Raw genomic sequence first — 12,445 nt, 5'->3', positions numbered from 1 at the left:
TCGGATAACGAAGCTCGCTTCGATCGTAGCGGGTCCGGTTCTCAGTCGTCCACATCGGCAGCCTCCACACAGGCAGCCTTGAATCACAAACCCCTCACCTCACTCAATATGTCGCCGGACAGACACTGAGGGCGAAAGTAAGCCTGCCGGCCTGAGGGCCGGAGCGCCGCGTGGGATACGCCGAGGATGGCATTCGCACCCTCGGCGTCCCGGAGGCTCACGCCGCCCTGGCGGTGACCTTCTCGTAGGTCCCTGTCGCGATCTGGTCTTCCAGCTGTGCCTTGAAGTCCGCGATGCCGAGAACCTGGACGGGATTGCCCGCGTGGTCGAGGAACTCGTAGAGCGCGTCCTCGATGTTGCGGTTGCTGAAGAACAGTGGTCGGCGCCGGCGGCCTGTGGCCGACCCTGGTCGATCCGAGCCAGCTTGAGAACGCCTTGCTCAACCTCTGCATCAACGCCCGGGATGCCATGCCCGACGGCGGCCGCATCGTCGTCGAGACGAGCAACCGCTGGCTCGACCGGACCGCCGCCCGCGAGCGCGACCTGGAGCCGGGGCAGTACGTGGCGCTGTGCGTCTCGGACAACGGCACCGGCATGGCACCCGACATAGTGGCCAAGGCGTTCGATCCATTCTTCACCACCAAGCCGATGGGCGAGGGTACGGGCCTCGGTTTGTCGATGATCTACGGCTTCGCCAAGCAGTCCGGCGGGCAGGTGCGGATCTATTTTGAGCCTGGGAACGGTACGGTGGTCTGCCTCTACCTACCCCGCCACCGCGGTGAGGCGGATGTGTCGGAGGCGGTCCCGGACCTTTCGGCGGCGGCCCGGGCCAAGGCTGGCGAGACGGTGTTGGTCGTCGACGACGAGCCCACCGTCCGGATGCTCGTCACCGAGGTGCTAGAGGATCTAGGCTACGCGGCCATCGAGGCGGGCGACGGCGCCTCCGGCCTCAAGGTGCTGCAGTCGGACGTGCGCATAGACCTGCTGGTGACCGGGTCGGCCTGCCCGGCGGCATGAACGGACGGCAGATGGCGGACGCGGCCAAGGTCTCACGCCCCCGCCGGTTCGTTCTACGACCGACATGGGTGGTTTTTCGCCGGTCCGCTTACGAGCGGGATTTGGCAGAAACGGACATTACCGTCCCGCCCGCTCACGACCCTTAGCGGGACCTGGAAACGTCCGCTTGCGGGTCGCCAAGTGAAGCGGAGCGTGGACGGCGTCGCGCATGGGGGCGCCTATCGGCCCGGCGAACGCCCGCAAGCTGGAGGCGCTCGGCTGCGAGAGCGCCGCCGACATGCGCGACCTCGATACCCGGGTGGTGCGTAAGGCCATGACGGTGATGGGCGAGCGCCTCGTGCAGGAGCTGCGCGGCGTCGCCTGTCTCGACCTTGAGGAGGTAGCCGCCACCCGCAAGGGGTGCGCCGTCACCCGTAGCTTTTCGGACCGGGTCGAGGATCTCACCACCATGGAGCAGGCGATCGCAACCCAAGCGAGCCGGCTCGGAGAGAAGCTGCGCCGGGAGGGGCTTGGGACGGACCACGTCACGGTCTTCTCACACACCTCGGAGCACGACCGGACCCGACCGCAACGCTCGGTCTCGACGGTGGTGACCCTGCCCGAAGCCAGCAACGACACGTTGGTGCTGGTGAAGGCCGCACGGCGTCCGGCGGACCTGGCGGAGCGGCTTCCGCTACTCCAAGGCCGGCGTGGTCACGACCGACCTCCTGCCGCTCCATGCCTCGCAGCGGGCGATGCTCGGCCTTGGCCAGATCGACCGCGAGCAGGATGCCGCGCTGATGGCTGCGCTCGACGCCTGCAACCGACGCTTCGGGCGCGGACGGTCGTTCCGGCCGCCGCAGGGTTCGCTCCTACGCGGGGGTGGTTCACGAAATTCGAGATGCGCTCACCGCGATACACGACCCGACTCGACGAGATCCCGGTCGTGGCGGCTTGAGGAGCCGGCCGCTCCGCGTCGCCCCTATCGACGCATCAACGTCGGAGGAGCCTCGGCATCCGGCGGGGGAGCGCCATCGAGGGTCTGACCAGATGACGAGGAGCATCAGGTGCGATGCGCTTCATTCGCCCCAGGGCATCGCCGCCGGTCAGTCGCCGCCTCCGCCCATGACGGCACGGTGTGTCATCCGTCCCGCCTCGGCGAAGGGCATCATGGCGGCACCGGAAGCGACGACGCCGGCAACCATCCGGAGTTCGGTCGGCTGACCCGGGTCGTTCGCAATCCGCTCCGCCTCGACCTGAAGGCGACGATTGCAGGCCTTTGACGGAAGGGCATCGTCCGGTGTGCAGGCGTCGTGACGGGCGCAGGCGGCGTCTAGGACGTCGATGGGAGCCAGGGGACTTTTGTTGCCCGGACCACAATAGTTGCCGTGGATAAACATAGTTGGTCGGGAAGACGAAGATCCTGGTTGTGCCAGGGACGGGCTCGCTAGGGTCACGGCGAGTAAGATCGGGGTAGTTAGACGGAAGAACATGATATGTTTGCCTCGTATGGTCCCGCCCCCTCAGACGTGACGCTTACGGCATCGTCTCGGGTGCCCCGGGCAGTCCCGCTCGCTTTCGCCCGGCATTCGCTCATTGCTCGAAGGGCGCGCCGTGCACGACATCCGAGACGGGGATCCCCACCTTCGCCAGGGAGAGCGGAGGCGTCCGGCCACTCGGGAACGTAGTCTCCCAGCCGCCGCCGAGCGCCTTGGACAGGGCGACGAAGTCGGTGGAGATCGCCGCCGTCGCTTGAGACAGGTTGGTCTCCGCCTGAAGCACCGTCTGCGACGCCTGCAGCACCGTGGTGAAGATCTCGACGCCTTGAGTGTAGCGAGCCCGCGACAGGGACAGCGCCTGGCGCGCATCGGCGACCTGCCTGGCCAAGCGGCCCCGGCGCGCCTCGTCGCCGCGCAGGGAAGCCAGGGCGTTGACGACGTCGTGCCAGCCCTGGAGCACCGCCTTCTGATAGGCGATGGCCGCTTCCTGCTGGCGGGCACGTTGAAGCACCAGATTCGACTTAAGTCGACCACCCTCGAACAACGGAATGGAGATCGAAGGCCCGATGTTCATGTATTGCAGCGACGAGCCGCGGAAGAGCTTGCCCGGATCGACCGAGTTCACGGTCGGGCTGCCGGTCAGCGTCACGCTCGGGAAGAACTGAGCCTCGGCCACGCCGATCTCGGCCACCGCCGAATGCAGGTTGGCCTCCGCGCGCCGGATGTCGGGGCGGCGCAGGACCAGGCTCGACGGCACCCCGACCGGCACGCGCGGCGGGACCGGCGGGATCGCGCGGCCGGCGACGAGTTCCTGGGACAGGGCGAGCGGCGGCTCGCCGAGCAGCAGCGAGATCGCGTTGATCTGCTGGATCTCCTGCTGCTGCAGTTGCGGCAGCTGCGCCTTGATCGACTCGACCTGCTGGGCCGCGTTGGACGTGTCGAGGCCCGTGACCAGACCCTTCTGCTGACGCACCCTGACGACGTCGAGGATCTGCTCGTTGACCCGGATGTTGGCGAGGTCGATCCGGATCAGCTCCTGGGTCCCGCGCAACTGCACGTAGTCGCGCGCCAACTCCGCCTGGCTGGAGACCAGCGCATCGCGGCGCTGCTCGGCCGATGCGTCCGCCTGGGCCTGGGCGGACTCGACCGAGCGGCGGACCTTGCCCCAGAGGTCGAGCTCCCACGACGCGTCGAAGCCGAGGGTGTAGCTCTCGAACCCGTTGGTCAGCGGCGCCGTCGGGTTGCCGCCGCCGGTACCGCCGCCAAGGCTTCCGAGCGAGTTCGACAGAAGGCCGATCGTTCCGTTCTTGCTAAACTGCTGGCGATAGGCGCTGCCCTGGCCGTTGAGCGTCGGCAGCCCAGCGGCGGCGGCGCTCCCGAGCTGGGCCCGGCTCTCGAACAGGCGGGCGGTCGCGGTCTGCACGTCGAGGTTCTGCGCGGCGACGCGGTCCTCAAGCTGGGACAGGACCGGGTCCCGGAAGGCTTGCCACCACGCCACGTCAGGCTCGGCCTCGGTCGTGCGCGACAGGAGCCGTCCCGCCCGACGGACCGGAAGTCCAGTGTCGAGGTAGTCGCTCGACTCCGCGAGCGGGGTCGTTGGGGTGGCGAAGTCCGGGCCCACCGTGCAGCCGGCGAGGCCGAGCACGGAAGCGACGAGCGCCGCGTAGGCGCGTCGTTCGGGGTATTGACGGAGCGTCATCTCAATGTCCTCCGCCGCCGCCTTGCGCGGTCTTGGCCGATATCAGGAAGCACAGCGGCACGACGAGGAACGCCAGGAGCGCGGTGTATTGGTAGACGTTGCTGTAGGCGAGCACCTGGGCCTGCTTCAGGTAGGTCTGGTAGGTGTGCGCGACGGCCTGCTGATGCACCACCGATGCAGCGCGTCCCAGCGAGCGGAGCGTGTGCTCGCTCTCCTGGATCAGTGTGTTGTAGCCCTGGCGTAGCGGCGTCATGAATGACGAGAGGTGCGCCTGGTCGGCCTGCGTCCGCTCTGTGACGGCGGCGGTCGAGAGCGAGATCCCGATCGAGCCGAACACGTTGCGGAACATCGAGAACAGCGCCGAACCGTCGCTACGGTACTTCTGCGGAAGCGTTAGGTAGGCGACGGTGGAGATCGGCACGAAAAGGAACGCGAGCGCCGCCGTCTGCAGCGTGCGCATGAGGACCAGGGTCCGGAAGTCGATGTCGAGCGCGATCCGGCTCGAATAGAACATCGCGCAGCCCATGAAGGCGAACCCGAACATGATGATGTAGCGGGTCTGGACGACCTTCATCAGCAACCCGACGATGGGGATCAGCACGATGACCGCGACGCCGCCCGGCGATAGGATGAAGCCGGAATCGAGGGCGGGGTAACCGAGCACCTGCTGGGAGAATTGTGGGATCAGGACCGAGCCCGCGTAGAGCAGCGCGCCGAGGGCACCGATGAGCAGGCAGCCGACGGCGAAGTTCCGATCCTTGAACACCCCCAGGTCGATGATCGGCTTCTTCGCGGTGAGCAGCCAGCAGATGGCGCCGAAGATCCCGAGGAAGGCGAGGACGGCCATGGTCCGGATGAAGGGCGAGCCGAACCAGCCGTCGTCCTCGCCGCGGTCGATCATGATCTGCATGCAGCCGATGCCGAGTATGATCAGGCCGAGACCGACATAGTCGAGGCCGCGGGACCGCTTCTCTTTCTCGGCCGGGGGATCCTCGACGAGGTAGGCGTTGGCGAACAGCGTGAAGATGCCGACCGGCACGTTGATGAAGAAGATCCACCGCCACGTCGAATGCTCGACGAGGTAGCCGCCGAGCGTCGGGCCGAGCACCGGGGCGACGACGGTCGCCACCGCGGTCACTCCGAAGGCGGCGCCGCGCTTGGCCGGCGGGAACGTGTCGAGGATGATCGATTGCTGGCTCGGCTGCAGACCGCCGCCGAAGAAGCCCTGCATCAGCCGGAACATAATGATCTGCCCGAGGCTCTGCGACAGGCCGCACAGGAACGACGAGACCGTGAACATGCCGATGCAGATCAGGAAGTATCGCTTGCGCCCGATGGTGTCGGAGAGCCAGCCGGCGATGGTCAGCACGATGCCGTTGGCGACGAGGTACGCCGTCAGCGTGTAGGTCGCCTCGTCGTTTGATGCCGCCAAAGACCCCGCAATGTAGGGTAGCGCCACGTTGACGATGGTGGTGTCGAGCACCTCCATGAAGGCCGCGAGCGTCACTGCGATGGCAATGAGCCACGGGTTGTGGGCGGGCTTCCAGTCGTCGGATGCACCACTCACTTGAGCATGACCGTCGGTTCGACGCTGACGCCCAGGGGCAAGGGCTCGTCCTTTCTCAAGCCGCTGTCGATGACGATCTTCACCGGCACGCGCTGGACGATCTTGATGAAGTTGCCGGTGGCGTTCTCGGCCGGGAAGGCGGAGAACTTCGAACCCGACCCGCGCTGGATCGAGTCGACGTGCCCTTGCAGGTCGAGATCGGGGTAGGCGTCGATGGTGACCTTGACGCGTTGCCCCGGGCGCATGCCGTCGAGCTCAGTCTCCTTGTAGTTGGCCGTGACCCAGACGTCGGTGGTGACCAGCGACATGACCTGCTGCCCGGCGGTGAGGTAGTCGCCGGCGTTGACGTTGCGCTTCGTGACCCAGCCGTCCTGGGATGCGCGCACCACGCTCCACTCGATGTTGAGGTTAGCTTGGTCGACCTGCGCCTTCGCCTGCTCTGCCTGACCCTTGAGCTGGTCGACCTGCTGCTCGGACTGGCCGATGTTCTGCTGGACCGGCATGGCCTGGACCAGGCGCGCCTGCGCCTGCTCGACCTGGGCCTTGGCCTGCTGGTAGTTCGCCGCCGTGGTGTCGACCTCCTGCTGCGTCGTCGCCAGCTTGGGCAGGCTCTTCTGCCGGTCGAAATTGGCCTGCTGCAGGGCGAGGTTGGCCTTGGCCGAGTCGAGGTTCGCCTGCGCGAGCTGGAGCGCGGCGGGGAAGTTCTTCTTCGCGATCTCGACGCCGAGCCGCTGGTTGGCGATCTGCGCGTTGTTGGCGTCGAGCTGACCCTGGGCCTGCTCGCGGCTGTAGAGGAACTGGCGCGGGTCGATGCGGAATAGCGGATCGCCCTTGTGCACATACTGGTTGTCGGTGACGTCGAGGGCGATGACCTGACCGGCGACCTGCGGGGCGACGTTGACGATGTTACCGTCGGTGTAGGCGTCGTCGGTGCTGATCTTCCCCCGGGTCGACAGCCAGTAATAAAGGCCACCTCCGGCCAGCAGCAGCAGGACCACGGCCGCGATCCCGATCACCAGCGGCCGGCGTTTCTTTCGGGCTATCTGGTCGTCCCCGTCGTCGCCCTTGTCCGCGTCCGAGTTCTTTTTGTCCTCCTGCTCGTCGCTATCCTCGCTCCGGCCTCGGTCACGTCCGGCGTCCGACCTCTGGTCGCGACGATCCTGCTCGTCGCGGCCGCGGCGGGGCCGTTCGTCGTCACGGCGATCAGGCGCCGATCGATCGTCGTCGTCACGGCCGGATCTGTCCCGGTTCGGACGCGCACCTTCGTCGGGAGGGCGCCGCCGCCCGTCGGCGTCATCGGGATGGCTGTCGTCGTACCTGGCCCCTGCGCGCCGCATCGAGCCGACATCAAGCATGTCCCGTCGGCTTGCGGACCGCCTTGGCGATCGGAAGTCGTCTACATCGTCTTCGCGCATGGCGGGGAACGTAAGCCTCTGCTCTCGCTAAGCTCTCAGCGAGATAATGTGGACGCGCCCATCGGAAGCCGGTAGGAACATCTGAACCGAACGTTTCGTTTCTAATCTAGAAACAGGTGGTTATGTCAAGCGAAACGGTCGGTTCGGAAAAGCGCTCGCGGGTTCGTGTTCCACGCGGCGATCGGCGTCGTGCGGAGATCGCGGCGGTCGCGGAACAGGTGTTCCTCAAGCACGGCTTCTCGGACACCACGATGCGACTGGTGGCGGTTGAAGCCGGCGCTTCGACCGAGACGGTTTACCGCCACTTCGGTTCGAAGGATGACCTGTTCATCGAGGTGGTGGGCAATCGTACGCTCGAACTCAGACAGCGGATCGATACCGACCTCGAAAGTACCGGGCCGCTGCAAACCGTCCTTAAGGCTGTCGGGAAGAAGCTCTACGAAGCGATGGTCATGCCGGAAATGTCGGCGCTTGCACGCATCATCGTCGCCGAGGTCTCGCGTAATCCCGCCCTGGGTGAAGCCTTCTACGCCATGTGCCCCGGTCGTACGCTGCACAAGCTGACAGAATACTTGAAGGACGCCCAGGCTCGCAGCACGTTCATCGGGGAGGACCCGGAACTCGCAGCGAATATGTTCATCGGGCTGATCATCGGAAAGATCGTCCCGGTGCGCCTGTTCATTCCCCATAGGGATGAACATGGTACCGAGCGCATGCAAGGCCATGTCGACGAGGCGGTCCGGATCTTCCTCGCTGTCTACCATGCGAAGGCTTGACCGGAACCGATACGATATCGACCGCAGGATCTCGTCTTGACCTAAGCCCCGGAACGTCCGCTCCCGAACGTAAAGGCAGTTACCGCTTCCCACCCCGAGCCGAAGTTGCCGGACGGCCTACGGATGACCGCTTATGGGACGCGCCCACGGCGACCCAGGCGACTGGGTTGGGTCGCATGCGGAAGGGCCGCTTCTGAATGAAGGGCCGAGATCCAAACGCCATTCCGATCGGCCATTCGCGTAACGGGCGGATTTCGAACGGGGGCGCATGGGCTGTGGATCGGTATCGAACCATGGTTCGATACCGATCCACAAGCTGTCCCGCCGGCAGGCAAAATAAACGGCGGCATTTACAGCGAGCGTATCAGAAATCGGCGACCCCTGGCACGTGCGCTGCACGCTGCCGGCCGGTCACCACCTCAATGCCCTCCCCGATCGGATCGGCTGCGAGCAGATCGCCGAGCCGGGCCGTGTACGACGTATCGAAAATCGTCAAAGCCTTCAGTAGTGTCAGCAGACTTACGCCTGGACGGCCCCGCTCAAGAGACACGACGGACATCCGTCCGACGCCCATACGCTCTGCGAGCTCCTGCTGACTGAGATTTCGCCGTAGCCGGCAGAGGCGAATGCGCCTGCCGAGGGTTTGGAGGCTCTCGAGCTCCTCCATACTGATGATGGCTGTCGTCCTCATGATCGATATCTCATACACTGCATTCAGCAATGTATCATATATCGATCATTTTTGAAGCCAACGCGGCCATAGGCATGCCCGTCCATGGGTTCAGAAGGGTTCCCCTTTTGCGCGAAGGGGGCGACGATCTCAGCGCTCCATGCCATTCGCATAAGGAGGCGTTATGGGACAGGTTCTCCACGGCTGCGCCACGACCACGCACGCGGTCAGAGCAGCGCTACAGCGATCGAAAGCTTCGCTCAAAGAGCTTGCCGCACAGCATGGGCTGAACCCCAAGACGGTCGCGAAGTGGCGTAAGCGAGCCTTCGTTCATGACGCGGCGATGGGACCGAAGACACCGCACTCTACCGTGCTCACGACCGAGGAAGAGGCGGTGATCGTCGCCTTCCGCCGGTACACGCTGCTGCCGCTGGACGATTGCCTCTACGCGCTGCAGGCCACGATTCCGCACCTGACTCGATCATCGCTGCATCGCTGTCTGCAGCGCCACGGGATCAGTCGGTTACCCGAGGTCGGCGGCGACAAACCCGGTAAGCAAGCCTTCAAGGCCTACCCGATCGGCTTCTTCCATATCGACATCGCGGAAGTTCGCACCGGCGAAGGCAAGCTGTACCTTTGGGTGGCGATCGACAGGACATCCAAATACGCCTTCGCCCAGCTGCACGAACGCGCCGATCGGCTCGTGGCCTGCGCCTTCCTGGAGGCGCTCATCGAGGCCTGTCCTTACCGCCTGCATACCATCCTGACCGACAACGGCATCCAGTTCGCCGAGCTGCCCAAGAACCGTCGAGGCCCGACTGCCCTGTACCGCGTCAACCGCTTCGACCAGATCTGCCGGGCGCACGACATCGAGCATCGGCTGACCAAGCCAAACCACCCGTGGACCAATGGCCAGGTCGAGCGCATGAACCGGACCCTCAAGGAGGCGACGGTCAAGCGCTACCATTACGATAGCCACGACCAACTGCGAGACCACCTCGCCGCCTTCCTGAATGCCTACAACTTCGCTCGGCAACTCAAATCCCTACGCGGCCTTACGCCATACGAAGCGACCTGCCGGGCCTGGGCAGACAATCCAGACCGCTTCAGATACGATCCAACCCACCTCACTTCGGGACTGCACACCTAGCAAGGCCGGGCGGACGCCTCGGCGGTTCGAGGCAAGGACGGCCCCCCGACTGCGAAGCCGGTCCTCCGTGCCTGCATGCACCATTCCTTGTGTCGGAAGAAGCGACAATGCCACTGGAAGGAACGACCTTGCGATGGCATCCTGCCGGGAGGTAGCAGTCTCGAACATCGGTTCCTTGAACGCACTGCATGAACGGATCCGACTTCAAAAGAAGATTGAAACGGCTCGACCGGACCCAGACGGGCTTCGCGCGAGAGAATGGCGTCGCTCTCCGTACGGTCCACAACTGGGCTGCTTCCGGGCCTCCGATGGAAGTGGTCCGCCTTCTAGACCTCATGGCGCGACTGGAAAAACCCTTCGAGTTTCCGATCGAACGAATTGAACCGAATGACTTTGGCGTCGCTGTCGCGGCAGAACTCGACCATCTGTGTCTTGCCGCCGGAATGGATCGGCGCGACGCCTTCATTAGGAGCGTGGAAAGTTGGTTGGCAAAAAAAGGCTCACAGTGACTGTTGCCTTGCACCAGCTTCCATTTTTAAAAATCGCAGCAGCACAATTTACTTAATATGATCTTTGTAGAAATACCGATCTTTACATTTGATACCGACATTCACAGAATTGGAAAATTGAAGAAAATGCGTTGTGAAAGGCCATTTTGGCCTTCATAGTCCGATTGTTCCGGGTTCAAAGACGGAACATCAGCGCCTGACCGAGGTCCACGACAACGACCTCTACGATCGATGCAGGCGTGGCAGCCCTCGGAATTCCCGGTCGACGAGTAGCCGTCACGGTGCGGATGCACGTTTCCGATCGGACTCGAAGTGGAGTCGCGTCAATGTCGCTACGACGAAGGTCCCCCGCACTATCCCCCTCAATCATCAACACAAAACCAGATCGTCCTGGCTTCCGGTCGTTTAAGACCACGTCGGCCGTTTCCTATCCCCGACGTTGGCACCGCGACCTGCTGATCCAGGCCACGCTGGACCCAAGCATCTCCTTCATCGAACCGGTCCCGGCTGAGCGCCAGTCGCAAGATTCGTTCAAAGTTTTCATCTGGTTCGAAGATCGCCGTCGGCTCCTTGTCGCGGCACCGGACGCGATCGACATCGGCGTCTACGCTTCGCTTCCGGATACGCTCACCCTTGATCGTTCGACTGTGCTCGACGAACCGCGTTGTTCGGTGGCGCGGCAGATCTGGGCCACTCGAATGGTGCAGATCTCCCCAGGCGATCGTATCAGGATCCTACGCGAATTGTCCGAGAGCCCCGGCGGAGTGCCTCTTGGGCGGCTCATCGAATGTGTGAAGAGCAACGATGCCGACTCGGTGGACATCGTTCTCGCCCTGGTCTGTTCAGGCCAGGCCGAAGTCGAGGTCGGGTCACATCTCGCGCCGGATACGCCCATCAAACGTGCGGCACGGTTCCAGCCTCTGGAGCGGGGAACGATGCGCGCAACCTTCGTTTGAAGCGTCGTCACCTCGAGCGAGGTGATGGCCTTGGGAGCAATTATAGGCGCAATTTTCCACATTTGTTAAATGCTGCCGCCAAGCAACGGGTAACGATGTCTCGGCAAGATCTGAAATGATGCTTGTCAGAGCCAAGGGTCTGAAGGCATCTTCCAAAAAGTTGCCTCAAGGACCCGTTCGATGACCCGGTTCGAACTTCCACCAGTTATGCGGAAGCTTGCGCGTCAGGCTTGAAGCCGACCGTCGAACCCCTGTCTGGACAGGGCCGGCGCTCAGCCGGCCAGCGTTTCTTCCGCACTTTTCGCGCCACCAGCGCACGGTGACCTAGCTCCCACTGGGCTGGTACCGGCGGGCCGCCAGACGACCATAGCATATCGGTCGAGGCTCCCGACACCCGAAGATTCCGGCCGCTCCCAGTCCGGACTTCCAGCATCACTCGAACCTTCGGATTCTCCGGAACCGTCTCCGTTGTCGCGGACCGGGCTCCGAGATCTGGCCGGATGTCGTTCGTAAGCTCTGGAACTCACTGTGGGCCGGAGCAGAGCTCGAAATTCGCCCTTGGATCACCAGGTCGAAGTTCAAGTGCGTGCCAGCCAAAAAACCGACAACTACTTGTTCAGTATTACCTTTGACTTATAGGGCTAATATCTCGAATTTGAATTGTAATAGGAGTGCTTGATGTTTAATACTATCGCCACAACGTATCTCTACAACGATCGGCCTCGGATCGACAGCTTTCGAATCGATCCGAGGAAGATCGAGCCGGACTGGCCGTTCGATCGAGATCTGACGGCAAAGTCGACGACGACGCTACGTTGCAAGACGTGGCCAGGCGAAGACATGCCAAATTAAATTCAGATCGAACCCCTCGGCTCTCGATCGAAGATCGGTGGCGGTGGGGACGCCGAGTAGATTGAACGACCCGGCGCTTCGATCAGCGGCAGCTTCAAGACTTCAGGCGATCATCGGGGCCCGACCCTGCAGTTGCCGGAGATACGTGACGATCTTTTGAAACAGACATCTCAAGGAGAACCCCATGGCGAAAACCTATTTCGGACGATTCCGGATCAAGTCCAGCGTCGGAATTGGCGATGTTTACTCCGGAATTATTGAGGCCGAGTTCGAAGAACTATCGGTCGTCGATCCGATGATCGGGACGACAGGCATGCGGCGCAAGCCGTGGTCCGACGATGGATTTCTGAGCTGAA

Annotated in this window: 9 protein-coding genes and 2 pseudogenes; 7 read left to right on the top strand and 4 right to left on the bottom strand. The window is 63.5% G+C overall.

The features are described 5' to 3' along the window. Positions 1–325 precede the first annotated feature (325 nt). Positions 326–1,058 (top strand): annotated as a pseudogene (locus FV234_RS17385) (ATP-binding protein); the annotation flags it as partial. A 179-nt stretch (positions 1,059–1,237) separates the two neighbouring features. After that, positions 1,238–1,954 (top strand): annotated as a pseudogene (locus FV234_RS17380) (DUF4113 domain-containing protein); the annotation flags it as partial. 635 nt (positions 1,955–2,589) lie between these two features. Here the strand turns inward: FV234_RS17380 and FV234_RS17370 are convergent. From FV234_RS17370 to FV234_RS17360, 3 genes are read right to left on the bottom strand one after another with little or no spacing between them, the layout of a single operon-like run. Then, entirely contained in the window at positions 2,590–4,194 is a 1,605-nt protein-coding gene (locus tag FV234_RS17370) for an efflux transporter outer membrane subunit (RefSeq protein ID WP_147830579.1), read from the bottom strand. 1 nt (position 4,195) lies between these two features. Further along, complete coding sequence (locus FV234_RS17365; protein ID WP_147830577.1) at positions 4,196–5,761, bottom strand: DHA2 family efflux MFS transporter permease subunit; 1,566 nt, start codon at positions 5,759–5,761, stop codon at positions 4,196–4,198. Continuing rightward, a complete protein-coding gene (locus tag FV234_RS17360; RefSeq protein ID WP_246686220.1) occupies positions 5,758–7,116 on the bottom strand; it encodes an HlyD family secretion protein in 1,359 nt (452 codons plus the stop codon). The genes FV234_RS17365 and FV234_RS17360 overlap by 4 nt, the downstream gene beginning before the upstream one ends. A 182-nt stretch (positions 7,117–7,298) precedes the next feature. Between FV234_RS17360 and FV234_RS17355 the strand changes: the two genes are divergently transcribed. After that, on the top strand, positions 7,299–7,952 hold the full coding sequence (locus tag FV234_RS17355) for a TetR/AcrR family transcriptional regulator (RefSeq protein WP_147830575.1): 654 nt from the start codon (positions 7,299–7,301) through the stop codon (positions 7,950–7,952). Positions 7,953–8,316: 364 nt separating this feature from the next. Here FV234_RS17355 and FV234_RS17350 read toward each other — a convergent pair whose 3' ends face one another. Beyond that, positions 8,317–8,643 carry a helix-turn-helix transcriptional regulator gene (locus FV234_RS17350; RefSeq protein ID WP_147830573.1) on the bottom strand — a complete coding sequence of 109 codons (327 nt, stop codon included), beginning with the start codon at positions 8,641–8,643 and terminating at the stop codon, positions 8,317–8,319. A 163-nt stretch (positions 8,644–8,806) separates the two neighbouring features. On the opposite strand from FV234_RS17350, the gene FV234_RS17345 reads away from it, so the two are divergent. The 4 genes from FV234_RS17345 to FV234_RS26255 all read left to right on the top strand — a co-directional run bounded on the left by FV234_RS17345 (position 8,807) and on the right by FV234_RS26255 (position 12,444). Further along, a complete protein-coding gene (locus tag FV234_RS17345) occupies positions 8,807–9,772 on the top strand; it encodes an IS481 family transposase (protein WP_147830571.1) in 966 nt (321 codons plus the stop codon). A 188-nt stretch (positions 9,773–9,960) separates the two neighbouring features. Beyond that, positions 9,961–10,281 carry a hypothetical protein gene (locus tag FV234_RS17340; protein WP_147812739.1) on the top strand — a complete coding sequence of 107 codons (321 nt, stop codon included), beginning with the start codon at positions 9,961–9,963 and terminating at the stop codon, positions 10,279–10,281. A gap of 326 nt (positions 10,282–10,607) precedes the next feature. Further along, the gene (locus FV234_RS17335; protein ID WP_147812740.1) at positions 10,608–11,237 is read left to right on the top strand and encodes a hypothetical protein; all 630 of its coding nucleotides are present in this window, start codon (positions 10,608–10,610) and stop codon (positions 11,235–11,237) included. 1,036 nt (positions 11,238–12,273) lie between these two features. Beyond that, entirely contained in the window at positions 12,274–12,444 is a 171-nt protein-coding gene (locus FV234_RS26255; protein WP_187273713.1) for a hypothetical protein, read from the top strand. Position 12,445 lies beyond the last annotated feature (1 nt).

Origin of the sequence: Methylobacterium sp. WL8, from assembly GCF_008040045.1 — a bacterium.
Taxonomy (GTDB): Bacteria; Pseudomonadota; Alphaproteobacteria; order Rhizobiales; family Beijerinckiaceae; genus Methylobacterium; species Methylobacterium cerastii.
This window is presented reverse-complemented; position numbering and strand designations above follow the sequence as displayed.

What these genes read in the sequence shown, in the direction of transcription:
- FV234_RS17370 (WP_147830579.1), bottom strand. Translation starts at nt 4,194, where the DNA reads ATGACGCTCCGTCAATACCCCGAACGACGCGCCTACGCGGCGCTCGTC.
- FV234_RS17360 (WP_246686220.1), bottom strand. Translation starts at nt 7,116, where the DNA reads ATGCTTGATGTCGGCTCGATGCGGCGCGCAGGGGCCAGGTACGACGAC.
- FV234_RS17355 (WP_147830575.1), top strand. Translation starts at nt 7,299, where the DNA reads ATGTCAAGCGAAACGGTCGGTTCGGAAAAGCGCTCGCGGGTTCGTGTT.
- FV234_RS17350 (WP_147830573.1), bottom strand. Translation starts at nt 8,643, where the DNA reads ATGAGGACGACAGCCATCATCAGTATGGAGGAGCTCGAGAGCCTCCAA.
- FV234_RS17345 (WP_147830571.1), top strand. Translation starts at nt 8,807, where the DNA reads ATGGGACAGGTTCTCCACGGCTGCGCCACGACCACGCACGCGGTCAGA.
- FV234_RS17340 (WP_147812739.1), top strand. Translation starts at nt 9,961, where the DNA reads ATGAACGGATCCGACTTCAAAAGAAGATTGAAACGGCTCGACCGGACC.
- FV234_RS17335 (WP_147812740.1), top strand. Translation starts at nt 10,608, where the DNA reads ATGTCGCTACGACGAAGGTCCCCCGCACTATCCCCCTCAATCATCAAC.
- FV234_RS26255 (WP_187273713.1), top strand. Translation starts at nt 12,274, where the DNA reads ATGGCGAAAACCTATTTCGGACGATTCCGGATCAAGTCCAGCGTCGGA.